Origin of the sequence: Yersinia sp. 2541 StPb PI, from assembly GCF_052217145.1 — a bacterium.
Lineage (GTDB): Bacteria > Pseudomonadota > Gammaproteobacteria > Enterobacterales > Enterobacteriaceae > Yersinia > Yersinia enterocolitica_E.
On the sequence record NZ_JAZGQB010000001.1, the window covers coordinates 3497147 to 3520461 of the forward strand.

The window sequence follows — 23315 nt, forward strand, 5'->3', positions numbered from 1 at the left end:
CGCGGCCAGTCGATGTTAAATGGCATCGGCTGAGTAACTTAGTCTCACTATCGATAATACTCCGATAGTTAAAGTCACTGCATCCTTAACATTAAGGATGCAACGAGGGATTACCCCGCGCACGAAAACGCTCAAATCTATGCAAACTGGCACTAAAATGCAACTAGTGTGAATTGCTCAGCGCCGTTTTTGTTGCGATAGGTCAATAACTGGCATTCGCCACATAAAGGTCAACAGTAGGATTAACATAATAAGTAATATGCCTCTCACCCACCAGATTTTCACCAACCAAAGTGAAACAGCAAATGTAAGTATGGTAACCAGTATTGCCTTCCATTTAGTGCCCACAGGCAATGCTCGATGTTGTTGCCAGGTACGTATATAGCTACCAAACCATGAACGGTAGAGCAACCAGTGATGAAATCGCGGGGAGGATCGTGCAAAACACCAAGCGGCCAACAGCAAAAACGGTGTGGTGGGTAACAGAGGAAGCACGACACCTAACGTTGCCAATATCACCGCCAGCCAACCCAAGGTTATCAAAAACCAACGAGACATAAGCTCCCTTTATCATCACTTTAATGAAGCGTTATCATTAACCCATGCGTTGAACATCATCAATAGATATTCTTGCCATTATTTGCACAAGACATCGGTATCTATTTTATTTACCCTCCTCCAAGCTTGTATCTGCCGCCATTCGAAGGCAAGCTGGCGGGAAATGCCAAGGAGAAGCGCCATGAGTACGGAAAAATTATTGCAGGTGCTTGAAAGCCAAATTGAAGCGCTGTCAGCGCAAGTTGGCCCTCAGGCAAACACCCCCTCTCAGCAAGCCCGTTTTGATCTAAACCTGTTTGGTAATCATGGCAACCGTTTCCGCGATTATCTTCAGGAAATACGTAAAAATATGGCCCAACTAAAGCAGGTGGTTGCTGATAATCGCACACAACAGGTTGCTTTTCTCGCTGAAAAACTGGTTGCCCAGATTTCTGCATTGCAAAGAGAATTGGCTACACAAAAATTAAGAAAATCCAATCCTGAACCTCGGGATAATAAATTGGACCCTTACCATAAGCTGGCTGAACATCAAGATTATGAACGGCGAATATTGGCCATGATTCAGGATAGAGAGAGCCAACTTGGTAAGCAAAGTTTGTTATCTGAGCAGCAGAAAATACAGAAAGAGCTAGCGGCACTCGAGGGGCGCCTAATGCGCTGCCGGCAGGCGTTGATAAGAATAGAACGCAGTATTGAGAAAAAAGAGAACGGTTTTTGAATATTTGTCACATTTTTTGAATCATTGAGATTCCGACAGCAAATAGTTCTCTATAATGTTTATGCCCGCCCTCTTTCAAATGCAGATGTTGACGGCTTGCGTTCACCCGAATTACTGACTGGTGTCAGTTAATCGGGATTACCTCGCTTACCGCTTTCCAGCATGTTGAAATCTAGTGGGTATATAGGTTGAATCAGGTCAGGTGGAACCCTGGTACGATATTCACACCCGACTTCCCGATTAACTGCAAATCAAATGTTGGTCAGATTATGTCAGTTGAAAAAGCTCCACCAGAACTGCAACTGGCAGTAGATCTTATCTATCTGCTGGAATGCAATGAGATAGCGCCCGAGACAGCACTGGCGGCGTTAGCGATCGTGCAACTTGATTATCAGCGTAAGCTCCGCCGTCAAAACTCAGATTGAAGATATCACTTCTGCTATTTAGCCAAGGCGATACACTAACGTGTCGCCTTAGTGATGCAGGTATATGACCCGACCTGTAGAGACTCCATCAGTAATGGCGCACTACTGCCTATACAGCCTAATGCCTTAAGCAAGCGGCTTATTGATATCCGGTAAGTCAGGCTTAGTATCTCCCAATTCCGATTGCTCAGCCGGTAAGCCTTGTTTATCAAGCGGGCGACTGACTTCCTGAACCTCGGTACCATCTGGTTTGTGCAGATACACTTCCAACTGGTTAAAGGCGATATTAATGTCATTATCACGACATAACTTATCAATAGCCCTGTTCAATTCATCCACCGTATAGCTGCGATCTCTCAATTCACGAACATACAGGCGTAACTCATGATCAAGAGTGCTGGAACCGAAGTTTAGGAAGAAGACTTGTGGTTCAGGATCAACCATAACTCGTGGGTTCTCATGGGCGGCTTGTAACAGTACATCTTTTACTTTCGCCAGATCAGAACCATAGGCGACACCCACTTTAATGATGATGCGCGTAATGGTATCTGACAGTGACCAGTTGATCAGGCGCTCGGTAACAAATGCTTTGTTCGGAATAATGACTTCTTTACGGTCAAAATCGGTAATTGTCGTCGCACGGATGCGTATCTTGCTGACATTCCCCGAAAAAGTACCAATGGTAATGGTATCGCCGATACGAACGGGCCGCTCAAACAGAATAATCAAACCGGATACAAAGTTGGCAAAGATTTCCTGCAAGCCAAACCCCAAACCAACAGACAGTGCCGCCACTAACCATTGCAATTTATCCCACGAAACACCGAGCGAACTTAACGCGGTTATCCCACCGACCGCCGTGATGAGATAAGTCAGAATGGTGGTGATGGCATAAGAAGTGCCTTGGCGCAGTTGCAGGCGCGACAATACCACAACCTCAAGTAAGCCCGGCAAGTTACGAGTCAGAACATAGGCCACCACCAATGCCATCAAAGCCACCAGCATATTCCCCAAGGTCACAGCCTGCGCGACGCTAGCACCAGCGACTGTTGAGGTGTAATGCCACAAAGAGATACTATCCAGATAGGAAATAACCGTTATCAGGTCCGCCCAAATCCAATAGAAACAAGTGGCAAAAATCAGGAAGAGCGCCATCGTTGTCAGGCGTAATGACTGTTGGTTAATTTGGTCCAAGGCTAATGGCGGCTCTTCAACCGGCTCACCACCTTCAGCCCCCTCTTTCACCAAACTTTGCCGCCGGGCAATTGCCCTACGATAGGCCAAACGCCGCGCGGCAACCCCTAAACCTCGAATTGCCGTCAGGTAAACGATATTCCACAGGAACAATAAGTACAGGCTATCAATCCAGCGACCAGCCAGTTGCAGTGTCGTATAAAAATATCCTGCCATCATTAAGCCAATCAATATGATGGGGGTTACAGCAACCGCAGTCACAATCACCAACCGCACCGCATGGGAATCTTTTTCACGCCAACTATCGCGGCAGAATGGATAGACAAACAGGGCCAGCAGTGCCAATGCAATAACAATAACAATTTGCCCGATGACATCATCGACCAATCGAAGTGGACTTTTCTCTCCCAATTCCGACCAGAATATCACCGGCAACAATGCCCCCCCTAATCGCACCATTTGGCGGCGATAATGCGCGCATCGGTCAGCCGCAATCATAAAGTGTCGCTCGGTAATTCCCCCTGGCGAGAGCATACGATAGGTCAGATCAAATATTAGCCAGAACAGCGCCAAACGTTGGAATAAGCTCCAGAGGAAGTCACTAAGATTAAAGTCTGAACGCAGACACCAATAGCCAAAACCTAGGATAATTAAGGCCCCAGGCAAGACTTTCAGTAAAGTGAGCATAATGGCATTTGGCGTATGCATTTGGCTGTCGTGCTTGAGTTGCCCGACGTCAGCCGCCAGTCTATCCAAATGTTTATTAATGATGTTATAGCGTGATCGGATCACCCCCACCACAATCAACATGGGTAGCAAGAACACCACTGATTTGATCAACCCCGCTAACACATCACCCGGTGACAGGGTAAAGTGAAAATTGCTCAGTTCAGATTTAAGTGCGCCCGGTAAGGCTTTTAGCCAAGACCAGTCCATCGGTTTATTGCTACTGACCCAAAAAATCTGCTGTGTCAGAGTATGTTGCAGTGATTCATTGACGCTGAGCAACTGCTGTTGGTTAATTTGCAGATTGATAGCCAATGTCAGTTGGTTACCCAACTGTTTATTCAACTGATCCAGTAGCTCACGGCGGATATCAACAATTTGCCCCAGCGCGTCTTCTACATCAGGACTGATCTTCTCTTTACTGTCATTCATCAGGGTTTGGATATAGTCATCCCCCTGGAATAGCTGGTCACGTTGCTGATTTATTTCAAATTGCTCCAAGCGCAAGTCAGCAATACGTGGTCCCATATTGGTTATCAAACCAGCAGCCGGTAAATTGAGCTGCTGTTGATACAAGATACGCGAAAGCAACAAGCTACCGCGTAATACGGTAATTTGTTCTTTTAAGTTACGTTCCGATTGCAGCGCGCGGTCCAGCCAGTTTTTAACTCTAATATTCTGTTGTACCAGGGTGTTGCCTTCTTTCGTGGCATTAATCAGGCGCTGACTTAATTCTTTGTTAATCGTCAGTTCTCGGCTAACTAACGGATCATTTTGAATATCAGTTGCATCATTAGGTGCTTGCGCTTCTTTGGCTGTTTTTTCTGATAGGATTAATCGTTTGCCGCTGACCACCTCTTGCAGTAGCTGTACGTAGCGCTCCAGTTGGTTTATGTGAGCGGTAGTGTAATCCCGTTGTTTTTGCAGTAAATCCTGTAAGGTGGTGTTAGCTTCCAGATTTTTACGTTGCAAATCCAGCTGCGCATTTAACATCACCTGCTCAGTCAATAACTCTTGCTGCTGGGTTGGACGCAGAACCTCTTGATTTGGCGCTAATCCATTGAGTTGATTGCGAATCTGCATTAAACGCATTGATGCGTTATACATCGCACTCTGCACCCGTTCGGGCTGAGTTTGCAGGGCAATTAACTGGCTATTATAAGCGGAGAGGTCTTCCTGAGCTGATTGTAAATCATCCAGCGTTTCATTTAGACGTGATTCCAATTGGCGCAGCGAATAATTCGCCAATGACTCCCGAGTCAGCGTGTCAGCGGTACTATTCTTAAGCGCATCCAGCCCCTCTGTCGCCTGCCGTAATTTTGCGGGAGCTTGTGCCAGTTGTTGTTTAAGTTGACTGGCCTCTTGCTTGGTACGCTCAATGGTATCAAGGTATTCCAACGTTTTAGTTAGATCCTGCTGTGATAGCTTTTCCGCTGGCGACAATATTTTTTGTTTTGATAGTGTATCCAGTTGGCTTAATACCTCAGTGCGGGTCGGCACATCAATATTGATTCCAGATGCAAAAGTCGATGGCAAAGATATAAAGGCAATTATAAGCAGGGTAAGCATTGTCTGAAGGCGTAATAAAAATGCCCCCACTGACGTCATGACTGGCATGGATAAGGGTAAAGAATATTGATTATGGGATCTGCTGCTCATATTTGAACTTCATTTCAACAGAGAGGCTGAAATCCTATCACGTTCAGTCTCGAGTAATAATAAGAAAAATCTTTCAGAACGTGAATAGCTGTAATAATGCGGGCTGTTACGCAGTTGTTGTTGAATAGGATGTAACAACCAGCAATATCGGTTGATTCGGGGAAGAGCAGTAATCCCATTATTACTTAGAATGTGAGAACTTTATCAGCGGCTAACGTCCATTGAGCCAACTCAACCAAAGTACCGATTTCTGCACCATCAACCAGCGTTAACCCAGTCACACCACGGGCATCGGCGCAAGTTTTGCATAATTTAACCGGAACATTCTGTGCTGTAAGAATCTCTAGCATCTGCTGTAAATTGTAACCTTCACGTGGTTGTTGCCCGTTAAGGCCAGCAATGACGGCATCAGACATTAAAAAAAGGCGTAAATCGAGATCGGCTTGTTGTTCTTTTAACGCAATAGATAAACGCAGAGCATTAAATAATGACTCATGGCCATAGGCGGCCCCATTCGCAATCACAACCAGTGAACTACTCATATAAACCTCCAGTTAATCCGATGCTTTGCTATTTAGCCCTTTTCGCAACGAAAGACTTTGGCCTAGCATCTCCAGATAGGCATCAATTAATACCGGTGCCTCTTGTTTTATATCAAAACTTTCTGGCATAAAGAGCCAGTTTTCCATCAAACCTGTAATATAAGCTTTCATGATAATCGCAGCTCGACGAGTATCAAGGTTGACGGGCAATTGATTTGCATCAATACAGTCTTGCAAAACCGATTCAATTCGCTCATAACTAGCTAAATCAAGAACTTTACGCGCGTCATGGACTGAGGTCATCTCACCGATAAACTCACATTTATGGAATACAATCTCCATTAGTGCACGGCGTCGGCAATCCTCACGCGTAGAAACAAGAACATAGATGAGTATTTCACGCAGGATGCGGAGTGGATTATCGGGATATTTTGCCTGATACTCTAATTCGAGCTGATCAATTTTAGACTCTGATAACTCCCAAACTTCGTTAAACAGGTCTACCTTATTCTTGAAGTGCCAATAAATTGCGCCTCGGGTTACGCCTGCGGCGGCGGCAATATCAGTAAGTGAAGTGCCGGAAACGCCATGCGCAGAAAACTCCCGCACTGCGGCATCAAGAATTTGTTGCCGGGTCTCTTCGGCTTGCTGTTTGGTTTTTCGTGCCATAGCGTTGTTTTTTCGAGGGGGTGCGATTTACATACATTCACGAATGTATGTACCATAGCACGCACATATAATTTACGCAGCAATGGGTTTTAAAGCTTGTGATCCATTGAATTAAATTAAAAATCGGACACTTGAGGTTTATCTATGAGCAAAAACAGAGGGGTAATGCCTCTGGCTGCAATTCTGGTACTTTCAGGCAGCTTAGTACTTATAGGATGTAATGATAAAGATGCGGCGCAAGCCCATGCTCAACAGGCACCTGAAGTTGGTATTGTGACATTGAAAGCAGCACCACTGAATATCACAACCGAACTACCGGGCCGCACGTCCGCATTCCGTGTTGCAGAAGTTCGCCCACAAGTTAGCGGGATCATTCTTAAACGTAACTATGTTGAAGGCAGTGATGTCACCGCAGGAACATCACTTTATCAAATTGATCCAGCCACATATCAGGCCGCTTATGACAGCGCCAAAGGTGATTTAGCGAAAGCACAAGCTGCCGCTGAAATTGCCCGCCTGACAGTGAATCGCTACAAACCATTACTGGGTACCAATTACATCAGTAAGCAAGAGTATGACCAGGCTATGTCTGACTCAATGCAAGCTAATGCGAGTGTTCTGGCAGCAAAAGCGGCGGTAGAAACAGCGCGTATTAACCTGGCATATACTCAGGTTACGTCGCCAATCAGTGGGCGTACCGGTAAATCTTCAGTTACTGAAGGTGCATTGGTGACCAGTGGTCAGGCAACGGCAATGACCACAGTTCAGCAACTTGACCCGATGTATGTCGATGTGACTCAATCAAGCGATGAATTCTTGCGCCTGAAAAAAGAGCTGGCTGATGGCACGCTCAAGCAAGAAAACGGTAAGGCCAAGGTTCGCTTGTTACTGGAAAACGGCTCTGAATACGCAGAAACCGGTACTCTGGAATTCTCTGGTGTCACCGTCGATGAAACGACCGGTTCAATTACTATCCGTGCCATCTTCCCTAACCCGAACGAGGCGCTGCTGCCTGGCATGTTTGTTCGTGCCCGTTTGGATGAAGGTGTCAGACCTGATGCACTGTTGGTGCCTCAACAAGGTGTGACGCGTAACCCACGTGGCGAAGCTACTGCTATGGTTGTCGGCGCAGATGACAAAGTTGAAATGCGCACGCTGGTTGCTAATCAGGCCATTGGTAATAAATGGTTGGTTACTGAAGGATTGAAAGCAGGTGATCGTCTTATTGTTTCCGGCTTGCAGAAAATCAGACCGGGCGTGCAGGTAAAAGTGCAGGAAGTTACTGACCCGGCGCAAAAAGCAGCTCCGGCTGATACAGCGAAGAAGTCTTAAAAGGAGCCGGTAATTCATGGCTAAGTTCTTTATAGATCGCCCTATTTTCGCTTGGGTTCTCGCCATCATTCTGATGTTGGCTGGTGCACTTGCGATAATGAAATTACCCGTTGCGCAATATCCAACCATTGCGCCACCGGCAATTACAATCTCCGCCAACTATCCTGGCGCCGATGCGACTACTGTTCAGAATACAGTTACGCAGGTTATCGAACAGAACATGAACGGTATCGATAACCTGCTGTATATGTCTTCCAGCAGTGATTCCTCCGGTAACGTTCAGTTGACGTTGACCTTTAACTCAGGCACTGACCCAGATATCGCTCAGGTTCAGGTCCAGAACAAACTGCAATTAGCGATGCCATTATTGCCGCAAGAAGTGCAGCAGCAGGGCGTGAGCGTTGAAAAGTCCAGTAGTAGCTTCCTCATGGTTGCCGGCTTTATTTCTGAAGACGGCACCATGAAACAAGAAGATATCGCGGACTATGTGGGTTCTAACGTTAAAGATCCAATTAGCCGTACCGCCGGTGTGGGTGACGTTCAGTTATTTGGTTCCCAATACGCAATGCGTATCTGGATGGATCCGCATAAACTGAATAATTTCAAACTGACACCGGTTGATGTTATTAATGCCATTAAAGTACAGAACAATCAGGTCGCAGCAGGCCAGTTAGGGGGGACTCCACCCGTACCTGGTCAAGAGCTGAACTCATCAATCATTGCGCAGACCCGTTTAACCAACGCAGAAGAATTCAGCCAGATCTTGCTGAAAGTGAATACTGATGGTTCGCAGGTTCGCCTGAAAGATGTGGCTATCGTTCAACTGGGTGCTGAAAGCTATAACATCATCGCCCGTTATAATGGTAAACCTGCGGCAGGTATCGGTATTAAACTGGCAACCGGTGCTAACGCCCTGGACACCTCTGCTGCAGTAAAAGCTGAACTGGCGAAATTACAACCCTTCTTCCCGAATGGGTTGAAAGTGGTTTATCCGTACGACACCACCCCATTCGTTAAAATCTCTATTAACGAAGTGGTTAAAACACTGGTTGAAGCTATCATTTTGGTGTTCTTGGTAATGTATCTGTTCTTGCAGAACTTCCGGGCAACATTGATTCCAACGATTGCAGTACCGGTCGTATTGCTGGGTACTTTCGCTATTCTCTCCGCCTTTGGCTATTCGATAAACACCCTAACGATGTTCGGGATGGTGTTGGCGATAGGTCTATTGGTAGATGACGCCATCGTGGTGGTAGAGAACGTCGAACGTGTGATGCAGGAAGAAGGGCTACCGCCGAAAGAAGCCACCAAAAAGTCTATGGAGCAAATCCAGGGCGCATTGGTGGGGATCGCGATGGTACTGTCGGCAGTATTTATCCCGATGGCCTTCTTTGGCGGCGCAACCGGGGCGATTTATCGTCAGTTCTCTATCACCATTGTTTCAGCCATGGTGCTCTCGGTTCTGGTGGCATTGATTCTGACACCCGCACTGTGCGCGACAATGCTGAAACCTATAACCAAAGGTGAACATGGGCCGAGTACCGGCTTCTTCGGTTGGTTTAACCGCATGTTCGAGAAAAGCACCCATCACTACACTGACAGCGTTGCCAACATTTTGCGCAGCACTGGCCGTTATCTGCTGATCTATCTGCTGATAGTGATTGGTATGGGCGTGTTGTTCCTACGCTTGCCGACATCATTCTTACCAGAAGAAGATCAGGGTGTATTCCTGACCATGGTGCAAATGCCTGCGGGTGCGACGCAAGAACGTACTCAGAAAGTGCTAAATCAGGTTACTGACTATTATCTCGACAAAGAAAAAGACGTGGTTAACTCTGTATTTACCGTTAACGGCTTCGGTTTCAGTGGTCAGGGTCAGAACACGGGTCTGGCATTCGTCAGTCTGAAAAACTGGGATGAGCGTCCGGGAGAACAGAACAAAGTTCCAGCAATTGTCGGCCGCGCATCTGCTGCCTTCTCGCAAATCAAAGACGGTTTGGTCTTCGCCTTTAACTTGCCAGCGATTGTGGAGTTGGGTACTGCTACCGGCTTTGACTTCCAGTTAATTGATCAGGGTAACGTCGGCCATCAGAAATTAACTGAAGCGCGTAACCAACTGCTCGGTATGGCGGCGCAACACTCAGATATGCTGGTCGGTATGCGGCCGAACGGACTGGAAGATACACCTCAGTTCAAAGTGGAAGTTGATCAGGAAAAAGCACAGGCTCTTGGTGTTTCGATTTCCGATATCAATACCACGCTCGGTTCAGCGATGGGCGGCAGTTACGTAAACGACTTTATCGACCGTGGTCGTGTGAAGAAAGTTTATGTACAAGCTGATGCGCCTTTCCGTATGTTACCGGGTGATATCGATAAGTGGTATGTCCGTAACAACACCGGTCAGATGGTATCGTTTAATACTTTCTCCACCGCGAAATGGGAATACGGCTCACCTCGACTTGAACGTTATAACGGTCTGCCATCCATGGAAATTCTGGGTCAGGCAGCGCCGGGTAAAAGTACCGGTGAGGCAATGGACCTGATGCAGGATCTGGCGTCTAAATTGCCAAGCGGCATCGGTTATGACTGGACCGGCATGTCTTATCAAGAACGTCTGTCAGGTAACCAGGCTCCCGCGTTGTATGCCATCTCACTGATTGTGGTGTTCTTATGTCTGGCTGCGCTGTATGAAAGCTGGTCGATTCCATTCTCAGTTATGTTGGTGGTACCGCTGGGTGTTGTGGGCGCGTTACTGGCGGCCTCTCTGCGTGGGCTCAATAACGACGTTTACTTCCAGGTAGGCTTATTGACCACTATCGGACTATCGGCCAAGAACGCCATCTTGATTGTTGAGTTTGCTAAAGACTTAATGGACAAAGAAGGGAAAGGTTTGGTGGAATCAACCTTGGAAGCAGTACGTATGCGTCTGCGACCAATTCTGATGACGTCATTAGCCTTTATCCTAGGGGTTCTGCCACTGGTTATCAGTAGTGGCGCAGGTTCTGGTGCACAGAATGCGGTAGGTACAGGTGTTATGGGTGGGATGGTAACCGCAACTGTACTGGCTATCTTCTTTGTTCCGGTCTTCTTCGTGGTGGTTCGCCGTCGCTTTAGTCGAAAAAACGAAGATGTAGAACACTCGCATGCGGTTGACCATAAGGCCAAGTAAACCTTACGTCACCACAATTGATGAAATACATCATTAAGAAAACCCGCAGACTTAGGTTTGCGGGTTTTTTATTTTCTGTACTTGAAACTCAAAAGTGAATAGCGCATAATTATTGTTATAGTATAACATAACAATTGGAGTTTTTATGAAACCCGGCATCCACCCTAACTACCGGACAGTGGTTTTTCACGACACCAGCGCAGATACCTATTTCACCGTGGGTTCCACCATTGCCACAGCACGCACCATTGAGCGCGATGGGCAGACCTATCCTTATGTCACGCTGGATATCTCCTCAGCCTCACATCCGTACTACACCGGTAAACAAAAAGAGTTCTCCAAAGAAGGCAGTACTGCGCGCTTCAATCAACGTTTTGGTCGCTTCTTGACTAAAAAAACCAGCTAATCCTGAGAGTTAATCATGCAAGTATTGAGTTCATTACGTTCAGCTAAAAACCGTCATCCCGATTGTAAAATCGTTCGTCGCCGTGGTCGGGTATACGTTATTTGTAAAAGTAATCCACGTTTTAAAGCAGTTCAGGGAGGGACTCATAAGAAGCGTTGATTTTGATTTGGTTTTTAGCCCATCAGTTGATGGTATTGATAAGCCCCGTTGCTGCCCAACGGGGCTTTTTCATGTTAAAGAAGAGAGTTATCAACCAAGGTCAAGTACTCAGCCTCTGACCAAAATCAAAGACTGAGCACTAGCCACTTTGTTTATTGGTTTATAGTTACTTCATACTGTTCACAATGGTATCTACATTGTGTTTAAAAGCTTCAGCATAGGTTGCTGCCGGGCCACCGGTTGCGGATAAGGCTTCAGGGTAAAGCTCACCACCAGCTTTAGCACCACTGGCTGCGGCAATCTGTTTTACTAAACGCGGATCAGTCTGATTTTCAATAAAATACGTTTTTATTTTCTCTTGTTTGATCTGTTTAATTAGCGCGGCTACATCGCTGGCACTGGCTTCAGCCTCAGTGGAGAATCCGACGGGCGATAAGAAGTTAACCCCATACTCTTGGCTAAAATAGCCGAAAGCATCATGGCTGGTCAGGACCTTACGCTTATCTATCGGGATCGTGGCAAACTGAGCTTTCGCATAAGCATCCAGTTTTTCCAATTGCTGAATGTATTCTCCACCACGTTTACGGAAATAATCAGCATCCTCAGGATCGGCGACAATCAATGCATTCATTACGTTGTTGGCATACTTGATACCATTCGCCATGCTGTTCCATGCGTGGGGGTCCGTCACCCTCTTTCCCTCTTCATCCATTTTACGCGTATCGATCCCGGTTGAGGCGACAACGACCTGCCCTTTATAGCCAGAAGCACTGATCAAACGCTCCAACCACCCTTCAAGCCCTAGCCCGCTGATAAACACCACATCAGCGTTAGATAACTGTTTACTATTTTTCGGCATCGGTTCAAAACTATGGGGATCCCCATCCGGGCCGACCAATGTCACCACATTGACATGCTCGCCCCCCACCTGCTGGACGATATCGCCTAAAATAGAAAAACTGGCTACAGCTTCAACAGTTTTTGCCATCGCCAATGGGCTAGACAGTAGGGCAGCTACCGCCAAACTAATAGGTAAACGCTTCATTTAACTCTCCTTTAACGACCGGTACTTCTTAACGGCGCGCGGTTGCTAAAACACCACCACGCGTTCCAAATAAAATAGATACAAAGAAAATCAGGCTGGCGCTAAGGACTATTGCCGGCCCGGCAGGTAACGAGGCGTAATAAGACCACAACAAGCCGACAAAACTGGCAACCATGCCGATGGCCATGGCAATACCTAATGTATGAGGAAGATTTTTGGCCCAAAAACGGGCACTGGCAGCAGGCAACATCATTAATCCTACCGACATCAGGGTGCCAAGAATCTGAAACCCGGCGACCAGATTGATAACCACCAGCGATAAAAACAGAGCGTGGACCACCATCAGCCAGCGCCCCATACTGACCCGTAGAAAGACAGGGTCGAATGACTCAATCACCAGTGCGCGATAAATCGCCGCTAAAGCCAACATCGAGACCGTCGTGATAACGCCGACCATGGTCATGGCACTGACATCAACAGCCAAAATAGAACCAAATAACACATGGAGCAGATCCATGCTCGAGCCACGTAGAGAGACCAGCGTGACCCCCAATGCCAGCGAGCCCAGATAGAAACCGGCAAAGCTGGCATCTTCTCTTAATAGTGTTCGTCGGCTGACCCAACCGGACAACATAGCAACCGCTAATCCGGCAATAAACCCACCCACGCCCATTGCCACCAGTGACATTCCTGAAATGAGGTAACCGATAGCCGCTCCCGGCAATACCGCGTGAGATAGAGCATCCCCCACCAGGCTCATTCGCCGTAATAACAAGAAAACCCCTAAAGGAGCTGAACTGAGTGACAAAGCCAGACAGGCGACTAATGCCCGCCGCATAAAGCCAAAATCTACAAAAGGATCAGCAAATAAATGGAACAATGTCATCAGTTGATAACCCTTTGCTGTTCGGGTTGAGGAGCCAGAGAAGAGAGTGCGCAAGATGAGCTGTGGCAGTGATGCCATTGCGCCAGAACCTGCTCAGATGAGTCCCAACAGTTACCAAGAGGTGTCAACCACAAGGCGCGGGGGAAATGTTCAGCGACCATCGACATATCGTGTAAGACAGCAATAATCGTCCGCCCCTCATCGTGTAACCGATGAATAACATCGAGTAACAGCCGCACGGTCTGGCTATCAATACCGGTAAAAGGCTCATCCAGTAATATCAGTTGTGCTTGTTGCACTAAAAGACGGGCAAACAGCACCCGCTGTAACTGCCCGCCGGAAAGCTCAGCGACGGGTTGGCGCGCCATTTCCGGCATACCGACCGTGTCTAATGCCTTTTTGATTCGTTGCCGTGATTGATGATTAATGCCCCCTAGTAGCCCACTTTGGGGCCAGCATCCCATCGCCACGACATCCTGAACGACAATGGGGAACTGTTTATCTAACTCAGCTTGCTGTGGGAGATAGGCTATTTGAGGGCGATCTTCTCCGGTAAAAGTTATTTCCCCCATCACTGCGGGTTGTAAATCTGCCAATGTTTTAAGTAGGGTTGATTTACCCGCTCCATTTGCCCCAATAATGGCCGTGAGAGACCCGGCAGCAAAACCACCATTAATTGGCGGGGTAAGTGCATGCCGATCATATCCAATCTCAATATTTCTCAACTTTATCATGGCAATATATTCGCCCAATAAATAGCTCCCCACAGCAGCAAGCAAAGTAAGGCGACGCCAGAGATGCGCTGTAATGACGAAAGTGAGAACAATGTCCAGTAGGAAGGCTGGTTTAACCAGGTAAGGAAAGCGTGTTTATTCATAGTAGAACAGAGCATGTGTTTTCATGTGATACATTATAACATCACATAGAATTATTAAATTCAAGAAAACATCATGATTGACGAGTTTTAAAAGTAACAAGTTTTAGCACGCTAGCCCCACCGCCCTCAGTAAACGGAAGCAAACTTGCCGCTAATGGCAAACTAGACAGCGCAAACATGCTTAGTAACAGTAAATTAAACAATTTTTACTGTTACTCCACTGGTGAGGTCAGGCAGGGTTTTGGTATTCTAACCTCAACATTGTTCGGTAATGCTCGCAAAACGATAAATTACACAATAGAAAACAGGTAATATCCCCCCCCTGCTCTTGACCAAACCCGCTGAGCATTCTAGGTTAATAGAGAGTAGTTAAATTAATCGTGAGTAATAACCCTAAATATGAAGAATCCTATTTAGACTGCGTTATTTTATAGGAAGAGCGTGTTATTGAAAGCAAGTGCATCAAATAACATCACAACATGTAGCTGATAGTATTAGTTGAAAAAATCTCATTAAATTTGATTTTTTTGATTCAAATCATGCTCGTAGTTGCTGAAAAACAAATGCCAAAGCATTTTTTGTTACAATAGCGATACAGGAATGAATTAATCTTGCCATCATGAGCGGACAATTAATGAACAATGAAATAGCCGGGGACTTCACCTCAGGGTGTTACGCGATTTCATTACTCAAGAGTGTTATCAGCAATAATATCCGTGAAATTGAAGGAAGTTTGGTTTCCGGCTTAATGTATTATTCGGAAAATGCCAGGTACACGGCGGGTTCATTAGAAATTCTTGATATTTCTCACGTAGAAGATAACTGCTATTCAATGACTTACTGTTATCAATGGCATATCTTTAACCCCTGTTTGGATATCAATACTGAAGAAACCTTAACCGGTGCTGTAACATTTATTGTACATCCAGAAAGAATCACTTTTGATATAATTAACAATGACAGGCCCTCAACCGCTGACGAATTGTAAGATTAAGTAATAAAGTTGCGCGGTGAGCGAAGAAATGATTTATATTCATATCAAGACAAGTTTATTTACGTTAACGATAAGCTTCTACATTTATATGATTATCTATCTACTCACATTGTGTTATCAACACCGAATTAAGACTTTACGGAGGGGATGATATGGATGAGTACTCGCCTAAACGGCATGACATTGCCCAGTTGAAGTTTCTATGTGAAAACTTGTATGATGAAGGCATTGCTACCCTTGGCGACAGCCATCATGGGTGGGTAAATGACCCAACATCTGCCGTAAATCTGCAACTCAATGATTTGATCGAGCATATAGCTTCATTTGTGATGAGTTTTAAAATAAAATACCCGGATGACGGCGACCTTTCAGAGTTAGTGGAAGAATATTTAGACGATACATATACTTTGTTTAGTAGTTACGGAATCAATGATCCTGAATTGCGGCGCTGGCAAAAAACCAAAGAGCGTTTATTCAGACTTTTCTCAGGAGAATACATCTGTACCCTGATGAAAACTTAAGGGATAGTTTCCCTATATTAATTTGTATATCGAGAAGAAAAACCACCATGACAAAAACTGACTACCTGATGCGTTTAAGAAAATGTACGACTATTGATACATTGGAACGTGTAATTGAAAAGAATAAGTATGAGCTTTCCGATGATGAGTTGGAATTATTTTACTCAGCGGCAGACCATCGCCTGGCTGAACTCACAATGAATAAGCTTTATGATAAAATCCCACCCACGGTTTGGCAACATGTGAAATAGTCTGCTTAACGCTGGTTAAGACACACAACGTTGAGCCGATAGTCGTTATCGGCTTCAATGAATCAGGCAATTCGTTCGTGTTTTAATTTGAGATAAATGTCTTGATAGGCCCACGGTATTGAAGGTTAACTTGAATCCCGCGTTATTGCATATCAGGATTTAGGTAAATCCAGTGAGTTATCAGCAGAGTGGAAGGGCATTTAAGTCAAAGTGCTTTGTCCGCTTCATTTATTAAAATTCACTCTTAGCGCTAATAATTTCAAAATATTATTAATCCTTTGCTAAATCTTAAATGTAAATAGACACCTAAACCAATAAATAAATGAGAAAAATCTTATTTCCCCCTTCATTAATACGTCTAACTGAAAATATCTGACCAATAGCATAAGAAAACGTAAAGAAGAGGTTCAACAAGAAGGGTTGACACTTTAGGTAAGCACACTAGGAAGATAACATCAGAAATGGTGGAGGTCATTCAAGTTAACACAATGATATTAAAAGGTTTTTTAATACACTAAAATCAGGTGACACAATTAAAATACCTCAGCCAAAGAAGAACTCATATCCGTTCTTCAACAAATACAAAAATAAGCTAGCACTCATTGCCATGGCAGTGCAGGAGCCTACCTTGACCTACAAGAACCCCAACACGGGTAAGCCATTTAGCAAGGATGAGTTTGTACAATTTGCCGACGATTATCTTGGTGCAGATATTATTTTTTGGAGCACAACGTCTCCCTGGCTGACGAAGAAATAGGTATCCATCGCTAAGGAAATAAAGCCCCGCAGCGAGATCATGCCAGATATAATCACGGCAGCAGTCGGGCAAAAAATGGATCCAAGCTCCTATCATCAACAGTTTGCCCTAAGCAGCTATTTGCAACAGTGCCAAAATAAAAGAGATGATAAGATATATATAATATTCAACGCTATCTTGTTCTCAGATACGAGAGGAAAATACTGATGTCAAAGACAATCAAAACAACATTTTTGGCTGCCTGTATGGTCAGCCTCCTACCCTCACTATCTTATGCTCAATCGCCAAATAAATTACCAATGACTATCTTCGAAGATGTCCGGGTCTTTGACGGCACAACCTTAACGTCCAAAATGAATGTGGTTGTTGAAGGCAATAAAATCACTCAAATTTCTGCTCAACCGATTAATCCAGCAACTGATGCCGTGCATATCGCTGGCAATGGTCAAACATTGATGCCGGGCCTTATCGATGCCCACTGGCATACTTTTATGGCTCGTCCTTCCATGGCATTAGCTTCAACCGCCCCGTTAAGTTTTATCACATTGCTGGCCGGTGCTGAAGCAGAGTCAACACTTCTACGCGGTTTTACCAGCGTTCGAGATTTGGGTGGACCCGCGTTTGGCTTAAAACTCGCAATTGATAATGGCGTAATCAAAGGGCCACGCATCTGGCCATCAGGAGCAATGATTTCACAAACGGGTGGTCATGGTGATTTTCGGATGCTTTCAGAAATACCGGCTACCCCTGATCAATTAAGTTACCCAGAACGAATTGGCATGTCTGCGATAGCTGATTCAGCCGATGAAATTCGAAAGCGCACCAGAGAGCAATTGTTGCAAGGAGCTAGCCAAATCAAGTTGACAGGAGGCGGTGGCGTATCTTCTCCCTATGGCCCATTAGATACAGTTCAACTTAGCGTCGATGAAATTCACGCCGCAGTCGAGGCCGCGGCTAATTGGGGTACTTATGTGACAGTCCATGCTTATACCCCTGAAGCCATTAGCAATGCTATCAAAGCTGGAGCAAAAGTAATTGAGCATGGTCAATTGGCAGATGATGCAACTGCAAAATTAATGGCAGATACAGGTACATGGTGGAGTCTGCAGCCTTTTTTGGCGGACGAGAATGCAAATCAACTGCCCGATCCCGCGGGACAAGCCAGAGCAGCGCAGATTTTTGCCGGGACTGATAACGCTTATCGCTTAGCTAAAAAATACGGGGTGAAAGTTGCGTTCGGAACAGATGTTTTATTTGATGGAAATTTGGCAGCCCGACAAGGCTCACAGCTTTCTACAATGACACGGTGGTATACGCCCGCCGAAGTGCTCAGAATGGCAACATCTGATAATGCAAAATTGTTAGCACTATCAGATCGACGCAATCCATATCCAGGAAAACTTGGTGTTGTCGAAGTCGGAGCCTTAGCTGATTTATTGCTGGTTAACGGCGATCCACTCGCTGATATCGGACTGCTGGCAGATCCTGAAAAAAACCTGACTATCATCATGAAAGACGGACAGATAATAAAAAACAAACTAGTTTCAAAGTAAAAAGGGTTGAATAGGATTCAGATTATCGATACGGAAGCACCAAAAACACTATGCACCGGCATAATATCATTGTGATAAAGCTGATTCGAATTTCACGACGTTTTCTAGGTGTCAGGTAGACTCTACGGTAGTACCAGATTCCATGACGGGAAAGTATAAGATGTGACATTGATTAGCGCCCTAGGTGATACACAAAAGTTGTATCACTGCCGTTTCAATGCACGAAACAAGTGTTTAATATGATGGATATCATGCACTTATCAGAAATGGTGGAGGCCCTGCCAGCTACATCCCGGCACACACCTCGCCTGCTACGGCTGCTTCCTTCCGGATCTGACCGAGTTCACAAGTTAGTGTTGCGGGAGAACCAACAGGACCTCCATTGACGTTAACGGCTCCTTGTACTCTGGAGCGGTGGGCATTATCGACCATGACCCACCAAATAGCAAGACAACCCGCACTAACCGGTGGTTTCTTGCCCACTTCCCCTCAGGTTTGGGTTAAATCTCTTTTCTGCTGGCACCAAAAGCATTGATGATGTTATTTATTTATCTCGTTCTATTTATATCGCTCTATTTATTTCTATAACGTCGCACTATCCGCCCATGCAGATAAAAAAGAGAATGCTGTGACATCATCAAAAACAGAGAGCCAAAATCAGTGGGAATCTGCAATATCAGATTTGCCCACAGAATCGGGTGACCTACCGTTTGTCGACAGTTTCCGCCAGCGGGTCTTCCAAGTGGTGGCCGCTATCCCCTATGGACAGGTGACTACTTATGGCGATATCGCGCGGCTGATTGGCTCCCCCAGAGCTGCACGCCAAGTCGGTGGAGTTCTCAAACGCTTGCCGGAAGGCTCTGCCTTACCCTGGTATCGGGTGATTAATCGTCATGGCGAAATATCATTAATTGGTGATGATTATCTTAGACAAAAAAAGGCATTACTGGCTGAAGGCATTGATATCGATACTTCGGGTCGAATTGATTTACGCCGCTATCGCTGGCAATACCGCTAATAAAAACGCCACAGAATAGTGGCTATCCTGTGGCGCTATTGCCAAATTAATTGGCGCTTCTGAAAAACCGGTTCATGGCGGGTTAAACATTACTGGATGGTCGCACTGCCTGTTATGGTAGGCGCGCCCTGTATTGTTGCCGGTCCCCCTGGGGTTGTTTCTATAGCAACAGAGGTTGCAGGGACCAATAACAGATTAGCCTGGGTACCCGCGCCACGGTTGATCACTTCTTGAATGGTATCGGTGATAAACAATAACTGGCCATTGCGAGTGATCGCGGCACTTACAATAATACGTGCATTTGGCTGGATGTCGGCTGGGTTAAACGGCAAAGCAAAACTAAACGGAGCCTGTTTGCCCTCAGTACGAATTGCTTTCTGGGCGATAACCCGTGATGGTGCATCAGCCAGTGAGGCATCCGACAGCGTAACCGTAACTACGGCATCAGGTGGTAATGCAATGCGCTCGCGGATGTTCACTGTCCCCTGTACAGCAGGCTGTGCAATAGGTGCGGCAGCAGTGGTTACACCTGCCGGCGCGGGAACCGGAACATCAGCCCCTCGATGAGCACACCCAGCCAAACTTACCACTAATGCTGCCCCACCCGCTATCTGCCAGAATTTCATTGATTGCCAAGGTTTCATAGGTCGCACTCCTTCTTATTATTAAGATGCAAGCTATCTACACAACAGCCGGCGTTTAATAAGTGGCTTCAACCACCTAGCAAGCCAATTATAGCACAATATTCTACTTCCCGCCGACGCTTACCCCATTGAGGCATTTATCAGACTATTCCTTATCCGATATTCCTCAGTTGAACAGGCCTTTCACAGCAATATATTGACGAGCGCCCAACGGATTCAGCACACTGTGTATAAACTCAACCATCAGGGGCCACAACATGAGTCAAGCATTAGAAAAACTACTCGATCTGCTCTTCCTTGAGAAAATTGAAGAAGGTATCTTTCGTGGCCAAAGTGAAGATCTGGGCTTGCGCCAGGTATTTGGTGGTCAGGTAGTGGGTCAGGCTATCTATGCAGCAAAACAAACCGTACCGGCAGAGCGGGCAGTACATTCTTTCCACAGCTATTTTCTGCGCCCAGGGGACAGCAGCAAGCCCATTATCTATGACGTCGAAACACTACGTGATGGCAACAGCTTCAGCGCCCGCCGGGTCAGTGCGATTCAGAATGGTAAACCCATCTTCTATATGACGGCATCGTTCCAGAGTCAAGAAGAGGGGTTCGAACACCAAAATACCATGCCGGACGTTCCCCCACCGGAAGGGTTGATGTCAGAAACAGACATTGCCCGCCAGTTCGCACATATGATCCCCGAAAAAGTACGGGAAAAGTTTATCGGCCATCAGCCAATTGAAATGCGCCCGGTGAAATTCCACAACCCATTGCAAGGCTCGGTAGAAGAACCGAATCGCTATGTCTGGTTCCGCGCCAACGGTGCCATGCCAGATGACCTGAGGGTTCATCAGTATTTACTGGGTTATGCCTCTGATTTTAATTTCCTGCCAACGGCCTTGCAGCCACATGGGATTGGTTTCCTGGAGCCAGGAGTGCAGATTGCCACGATAGATCATTCTATGTGGTTCCATCGGCCATTCCGCCTGGACGATTGGCTGCTGTATGCAGTAGAAAGCACTTCTGCTTCCGGCGCGCGGGGCTTTGTCCGTGGCCAGATTTACAGCCGGGAAGGGATATTAGTGGCTTCTACCGTGCAGGAAGGCGTCATTCGTTTGCATCGATGATACCTCGATAGCCTTTGCCAAAAATAGAACAGGGGCGATATCATATCGCCCCTGCTGCTATCATCATTATTATTTATTTTACTGCTACTTCTAGCTTATTGGTTGTATGCATTTTCGCCGTGGCTGTTAACATCCAGACCTTCGCGTTCTTGTTCTTCTGGTACCCGCAGGCCAACCAACAGGTCAGCAATTTTAAAGGCAACGAAGGCAACAACACCAGACCAGACCAAACACACACCGACGCTGAACAGTTGCACACCTACCTGATGGCCCATAGTGACGCCAGCGGCGTAACCTGTACCGCCCAGTGAAGCCGAGGTGAAGACACCGGTCAGGATACAACCGACAATCCCACACACGCCGTGGACACCGAATACGTCGCAGGTATCATCTACCCGCAGCCATTTCTTCAGCAGAACCACACCCCACAGACCGGCAACACCCCCGACCAGACCGATAATCAATGCACCGCCAACCCCGACTGTACCTGCCGCTGGCGTAATCGCAACCAAACCTGCGATACAACCGGAACATGCCCCCAGCAGCGACGGTTTGCCGCGTAAAATCCACTCAGCAAAGACCCAAGACAAGATAGCACCCGCTGTTGCAACTACCGTATTCAAGAAGGCAAGTGCAGCAATTTCATTCGCGGCACTGGCTGAACCGGCATTGAAGCCAAACCAACCGATATACAGAATCGCAGTACCGGTAAACACCATAGGTAAGTTATGAGGTTTGAACGCTTCTTTACCAAAACCAGCACGTTTACCCAGTAAGTAAGCGCCCACCAAACCAGCAATCGCGGCGTTGATATGCACAACAGTACCACCGGCAAAGTCCAGTGCGCCATCCATTGCCAGGAAACCACCACCCCATACCATATGTGCCATCGGCAAATATGAGAAGGTGAACCACAGTGCTGCAAAAATTAATACCGCAGAGAAACGAATACGTTCGGCGAATGATCCCACCACCAGTGCGACCGTGATACAGGCAAATGAAGCCTGGAACACCACATGGATATATTGATAGAAAGTGCCACTCAGGCTGGTCAAACCAATACCTTTTAGCATCGCCATATCGAAACTACCAAAGAATGCATTGCCGGTGCCGAAAGCCAGACTATAGCCATAGAGCACCCACAGCACACAGATCAGAGCAAAGCTCACCATGACCTGAGTCATCATCGATAATACGTTCTTGGAACGCAGCAGACCGCCGTAGAACAGGGCAATACCGGGCACAGTCATAAACAGCACCAGCGCGGTGCAAATCATCATAAAAGCATTATCAGCTTTGTCAGCTACAGCCGGTGCTGCGGCCATTGCCAAAGAAGGCAGCATCGCTACCGAACTCAGGCCCAACATGGATAAAAGTTTTTTCATCATCAACCCATCCCTATTCACTAAATTTGAGCCTGCAAATTACAGTGCTGCTTCGTCGGTTTCGCCGGTACGGATGCGAATAACACGTTGCAATTCAGCAACGAAAATTTTGCCATCACCAATTTTGCCGGTATAGGCCGCCTTACTGATCACGTCAATCACTTCATCCAATTGATCATCAGCAATTGCGATATCAATTTTCACTTTAGGTAAGAAATTGACACTGTATTCAGCTCCCCGATAGAGCTCTGCGTGTCCCTTCTGGCGACCAAATCCTTTTACTTCGGTTACGGTCAGCCCCTGAATACCCACAGAGGATAAGGCTTCACGCACATCCTCCAGCTTAAATGGTTTTATAACCACGGTAACCAGCTTCATATTTGCCCCTTCTCGAATTAAGTCGAATTCATGTCTGCCACAAATGAAGTAAAGCAAAGGCTATGCCATAAGTAATGATAGATATAATTTAATGCGGAAATGGCGAAGCTAGGGCGGTTGAGATACATGAGTCAGCCGTGTAGCGGCTGAATTCATCGTGTTGAATAATTTTCGCGCACCAAAATAGTGCGAAGCGCGTCACAGAAGTGCACGACAGCATCGACGACCTATTGCATTGCAAGATTATGGTGCACGAAAGCTGCAAAATGGGCATTAACGGGGATATGCATTAACGATTTGACTTAGGAAAACACAGAAAATAGTGCGGGGC

General features: G+C 46.3%; 23 protein-coding genes, 1 other RNA gene and 1 pseudogene. 13 read left to right on the forward strand and 12 right to left on the reverse strand.

What is annotated here, in order from left to right; all coding sequences use genetic code 11:
* Nucleotides 1-177: 177 nt before the first annotated feature.
* On the reverse strand, nucleotides 178-558 hold the full coding sequence (locus tag V1953_RS15795; RefSeq protein WP_083159971.1) for a DUF454 family protein: 381 nt from the start codon (nucleotides 556-558) through the stop codon (nucleotides 178-180).
* A 181-nt stretch (nucleotides 559-739) separates the two neighbouring features.
* On the opposite strand from V1953_RS15795, the gene priC reads away from it, so the two are divergent.
* Together priC and rsmS are read left to right on the forward strand one after the other, a co-directional pair.
* Entirely contained in the window at nucleotides 740-1276 is a 537-nt protein-coding gene (priC, locus tag V1953_RS15800; protein ID WP_420073245.1) for a primosomal replication protein PriC, read from the forward strand.
* A gap of 269 nt (nucleotides 1277-1545) precedes the next feature.
* Nucleotides 1546-1701: a pleiotropic regulatory protein RsmS gene (rsmS, locus tag V1953_RS15805; RefSeq protein WP_050086075.1), complete on the forward strand. Its 156-nt coding sequence runs from the start codon at nucleotides 1546-1548 to the stop codon at nucleotides 1699-1701.
* A gap of 126 nt (nucleotides 1702-1827) precedes the next feature.
* On the opposite strand, the gene mscK is transcribed toward rsmS, so the two are convergent.
* The 3 genes from mscK to acrR all read right to left on the reverse strand — a co-directional run bounded on the left by mscK (nucleotide 1828) and on the right by acrR (nucleotide 6491).
* Nucleotides 1828-5280 carry a mechanosensitive channel MscK gene (gene mscK / locus V1953_RS15810; RefSeq protein WP_193784714.1) on the reverse strand — a complete coding sequence of 1151 codons (3453 nt, stop codon included), beginning with the start codon at nucleotides 5278-5280 and terminating at the stop codon, nucleotides 1828-1830.
* Nucleotides 5281-5465: 185 nt separating this feature from the next.
* Nucleotides 5466-5822, reverse strand: a complete 357-nt coding sequence (locus tag V1953_RS15815) for a DsrE/DsrF/TusD sulfur relay family protein (protein ID WP_083159977.1) — start codon at nucleotides 5820-5822, stop codon at nucleotides 5466-5468.
* A 12-nt stretch (nucleotides 5823-5834) separates the two neighbouring features.
* Entirely contained in the window at nucleotides 5835-6491 is a 657-nt protein-coding gene (gene acrR, locus V1953_RS15820) for a multidrug efflux transporter transcriptional repressor AcrR (protein ID WP_442851116.1), read from the reverse strand.
* Nucleotides 6492-6635: 144 nt separating this feature from the next.
* Between acrR and acrA the strand changes: the two genes are divergently transcribed.
* The 4 genes from acrA (at nucleotide 6636) to ykgO (ending at nucleotide 11557) form a co-directional block, all read left to right on the forward strand.
* On the forward strand, nucleotides 6636-7823 hold the full coding sequence (gene acrA, locus V1953_RS15825; RefSeq protein WP_083159981.1) for an efflux RND transporter adaptor subunit AcrA: 1188 nt from the start codon (nucleotides 6636-6638) through the stop codon (nucleotides 7821-7823).
* 16 nt (nucleotides 7824-7839) lie between these two features.
* Nucleotides 7840-10992, forward strand: coding sequence for an efflux RND transporter permease AcrB (gene acrB, locus V1953_RS15830; RefSeq protein ID WP_102970455.1), 3153 nt, complete (start codon nucleotides 7840-7842; stop codon nucleotides 10990-10992).
* A gap of 145 nt (nucleotides 10993-11137) precedes the next feature.
* On the forward strand, nucleotides 11138-11398 hold the full coding sequence (locus V1953_RS15835) for a type B 50S ribosomal protein L31 (protein ID WP_083159983.1): 261 nt from the start codon (nucleotides 11138-11140) through the stop codon (nucleotides 11396-11398).
* Between the two features lie 15 nt (nucleotides 11399-11413).
* Complete coding sequence (ykgO, locus tag V1953_RS15840; RefSeq protein ID WP_002208618.1) at nucleotides 11414-11557, forward strand: type B 50S ribosomal protein L36; 144 nt, start codon at nucleotides 11414-11416, stop codon at nucleotides 11555-11557.
* Between the two features lie 166 nt (nucleotides 11558-11723).
* Here the strand turns inward: ykgO and V1953_RS15845 are convergent, their stop codons facing one another.
* Genes V1953_RS15845 through V1953_RS15860 form a run of 4 tightly spaced genes read right to left on the reverse strand, consistent with a single transcriptional unit; the run spans nucleotide 11724 to nucleotide 14380 of the window.
* Nucleotides 11724-12602 (reverse strand): metal ABC transporter substrate-binding protein, encoded by an 879-nt coding sequence (locus V1953_RS15845; RefSeq protein ID WP_083159985.1) that lies wholly within the window; start codon nucleotides 12600-12602, stop codon nucleotides 11724-11726.
* A gap of 28 nt (nucleotides 12603-12630) precedes the next feature.
* A complete protein-coding gene (locus V1953_RS15850) occupies nucleotides 12631-13488 on the reverse strand; it encodes a metal ABC transporter permease (protein WP_083159987.1) in 858 nt (285 codons plus the stop codon).
* The gene (locus tag V1953_RS15855) at nucleotides 13488-14222 is read right to left on the reverse strand and encodes a metal ABC transporter ATP-binding protein (protein ID WP_083159989.1); all 735 of its coding nucleotides are present in this window, start codon (nucleotides 14220-14222) and stop codon (nucleotides 13488-13490) included. The genes V1953_RS15850 and V1953_RS15855 overlap by 1 nt, the downstream gene beginning before the upstream one ends.
* On the reverse strand, nucleotides 14219-14380 hold the full coding sequence (locus V1953_RS15860; protein WP_442821167.1) for a hypothetical protein: 162 nt from the start codon (nucleotides 14378-14380) through the stop codon (nucleotides 14219-14221). Before V1953_RS15860 ends, V1953_RS15855 begins: the two co-directional genes overlap by 4 nt.
* A 619-nt stretch (nucleotides 14381-14999) precedes the next feature.
* On the opposite strand from V1953_RS15860, the gene V1953_RS15865 reads away from it, so the two are divergent.
* The 5 genes and pseudogenes from V1953_RS15865 to V1953_RS15885 all read left to right on the forward strand — a co-directional run bounded on the left by V1953_RS15865 (nucleotide 15000) and on the right by V1953_RS15885 (nucleotide 18441).
* Entirely contained in the window at nucleotides 15000-15353 is a 354-nt protein-coding gene (locus tag V1953_RS15865; RefSeq protein ID WP_083159991.1) for a hypothetical protein, read from the forward strand.
* 158 nt (nucleotides 15354-15511) lie between these two features.
* Nucleotides 15512-15880: an Hha toxicity modulator TomB gene (gene tomB, locus V1953_RS15870; protein ID WP_083159993.1), complete on the forward strand. Its 369-nt coding sequence runs from the start codon at nucleotides 15512-15514 to the stop codon at nucleotides 15878-15880.
* A gap of 47 nt (nucleotides 15881-15927) precedes the next feature.
* Nucleotides 15928-16131, forward strand: a complete 204-nt coding sequence (gene ymoA / locus V1953_RS15875) for an expression modulating protein YmoA (protein WP_002208622.1) — start codon at nucleotides 15928-15930, stop codon at nucleotides 16129-16131.
* 553 nt (nucleotides 16132-16684) lie between these two features.
* Nucleotides 16685-16888 (forward strand): annotated as a pseudogene (locus tag V1953_RS15880) (hypothetical protein); the annotation flags it as partial.
* A 245-nt stretch (nucleotides 16889-17133) separates the two neighbouring features.
* Nucleotides 17134-18441 (forward strand): amidohydrolase family protein, encoded by a 1308-nt coding sequence (locus V1953_RS15885; protein ID WP_442848353.1) that lies wholly within the window; start codon nucleotides 17134-17136, stop codon nucleotides 18439-18441.
* A 276-nt stretch (nucleotides 18442-18717) separates the two neighbouring features.
* Here V1953_RS15885 and ffs read toward each other — a convergent pair.
* Nucleotides 18718-18814: signal recognition particle sRNA small type (ffs, locus tag V1953_RS15890), an RNA gene on the reverse strand.
* 300 nt (nucleotides 18815-19114) lie between these two features.
* Here ffs and V1953_RS15895 point away from each other — a divergent pair.
* Nucleotides 19115-19459: an MGMT family protein gene (locus V1953_RS15895; RefSeq protein ID WP_227746600.1), complete on the forward strand. Its 345-nt coding sequence runs from the start codon at nucleotides 19115-19117 to the stop codon at nucleotides 19457-19459.
* A gap of 89 nt (nucleotides 19460-19548) precedes the next feature.
* Here the strand turns inward: V1953_RS15895 and V1953_RS15900 are convergent, their stop codons facing one another.
* Nucleotides 19549-20103 (reverse strand): YbaY family lipoprotein, encoded by a 555-nt coding sequence (locus tag V1953_RS15900; RefSeq protein WP_372568771.1) that lies wholly within the window; start codon nucleotides 20101-20103, stop codon nucleotides 19549-19551.
* A gap of 257 nt (nucleotides 20104-20360) precedes the next feature.
* On the opposite strand from V1953_RS15900, the gene tesB reads away from it, so the two are divergent.
* Nucleotides 20361-21221, forward strand: a complete 861-nt coding sequence (gene tesB / locus V1953_RS15905) for an acyl-CoA thioesterase II (RefSeq protein ID WP_083160001.1) — start codon at nucleotides 20361-20363, stop codon at nucleotides 21219-21221.
* Nucleotides 21222-21316: 95 nt separating this feature from the next.
* Here tesB and amtB read toward each other — a convergent pair whose 3' ends face one another.
* On the reverse strand, nucleotides 21317-22606 hold the full coding sequence (amtB, locus tag V1953_RS15910) for an ammonium transporter AmtB (protein WP_083163833.1): 1290 nt from the start codon (nucleotides 22604-22606) through the stop codon (nucleotides 21317-21319).
* Nucleotides 22607-22645: 39 nt separating this feature from the next.
* Entirely contained in the window at nucleotides 22646-22984 is a 339-nt protein-coding gene (gene glnK / locus V1953_RS15915) for a P-II family nitrogen regulator (protein WP_002208627.1), read from the reverse strand.
* Between the last annotated feature and the right edge of the window lie 331 nt (nucleotides 22985-23315).

Bases quoted from the DNA above. Each gene is read 5' to 3' on its own strand.
- V1953_RS15795 (WP_083159971.1), bottom strand. From the start codon at position 558: ATGTCTCGTTGGTTTTTGATAACCTTGGGTTGGCTGGCGGTGATATTG.
- priC (WP_420073245.1), top strand. From the start codon at position 740: ATGAGTACGGAAAAATTATTGCAGGTGCTTGAAAGCCAAATTGAAGCG.
- rsmS (WP_050086075.1), top strand. From the start codon at position 1,546: ATGTCAGTTGAAAAAGCTCCACCAGAACTGCAACTGGCAGTAGATCTT.
- mscK (WP_193784714.1), bottom strand. From the start codon at position 5,280: ATGAGCAGCAGATCCCATAATCAATATTCTTTACCCTTATCCATGCCA.
- V1953_RS15815 (WP_083159977.1), bottom strand. From the start codon at position 5,822: ATGAGTAGTTCACTGGTTGTGATTGCGAATGGGGCCGCCTATGGCCAT.
- acrR (WP_442851116.1), bottom strand. From the start codon at position 6,491: ATGGCACGAAAAACCAAACAGCAAGCCGAAGAGACCCGGCAACAAATT.
- acrA (WP_083159981.1), top strand. From the start codon at position 6,636: ATGAGCAAAAACAGAGGGGTAATGCCTCTGGCTGCAATTCTGGTACTT.
- acrB (WP_102970455.1), top strand. From the start codon at position 7,840: ATGGCTAAGTTCTTTATAGATCGCCCTATTTTCGCTTGGGTTCTCGCC.
- V1953_RS15835 (WP_083159983.1), top strand. From the start codon at position 11,138: ATGAAACCCGGCATCCACCCTAACTACCGGACAGTGGTTTTTCACGAC.
- ykgO (WP_002208618.1), top strand. From the start codon at position 11,414: ATGCAAGTATTGAGTTCATTACGTTCAGCTAAAAACCGTCATCCCGAT.
- V1953_RS15845 (WP_083159985.1), bottom strand. From the start codon at position 12,602: ATGAAGCGTTTACCTATTAGTTTGGCGGTAGCTGCCCTACTGTCTAGC.
- V1953_RS15850 (WP_083159987.1), bottom strand. From the start codon at position 13,488: ATGACATTGTTCCATTTATTTGCTGATCCTTTTGTAGATTTTGGCTTT.
- V1953_RS15855 (WP_083159989.1), bottom strand. From the start codon at position 14,222: ATGATAAAGTTGAGAAATATTGAGATTGGATATGATCGGCATGCACTT.
- V1953_RS15860 (WP_442821167.1), bottom strand. From the start codon at position 14,380: ATGCTCTGTTCTACTATGAATAAACACGCTTTCCTTACCTGGTTAAAC.
- V1953_RS15865 (WP_083159991.1), top strand. From the start codon at position 15,000: ATGAACAATGAAATAGCCGGGGACTTCACCTCAGGGTGTTACGCGATT.
- tomB (WP_083159993.1), top strand. From the start codon at position 15,512: ATGGATGAGTACTCGCCTAAACGGCATGACATTGCCCAGTTGAAGTTT.
- ymoA (WP_002208622.1), top strand. From the start codon at position 15,928: ATGACAAAAACTGACTACCTGATGCGTTTAAGAAAATGTACGACTATT.
- V1953_RS15885 (WP_442848353.1), top strand. From the start codon at position 17,134: ATGGTCAGCCTCCTACCCTCACTATCTTATGCTCAATCGCCAAATAAA.
- V1953_RS15900 (WP_372568771.1), bottom strand. From the start codon at position 20,103: ATGAAACCTTGGCAATCAATGAAATTCTGGCAGATAGCGGGTGGGGCA.
- tesB (WP_083160001.1), top strand. From the start codon at position 20,361: ATGAGTCAAGCATTAGAAAAACTACTCGATCTGCTCTTCCTTGAGAAA.
- amtB (WP_083163833.1), bottom strand. From the start codon at position 22,606: ATGAAAAAACTTTTATCCATGTTGGGCCTGAGTTCGGTAGCGATGCTG.
- glnK (WP_002208627.1), bottom strand. From the start codon at position 22,984: ATGAAGCTGGTTACCGTGGTTATAAAACCATTTAAGCTGGAGGATGTG.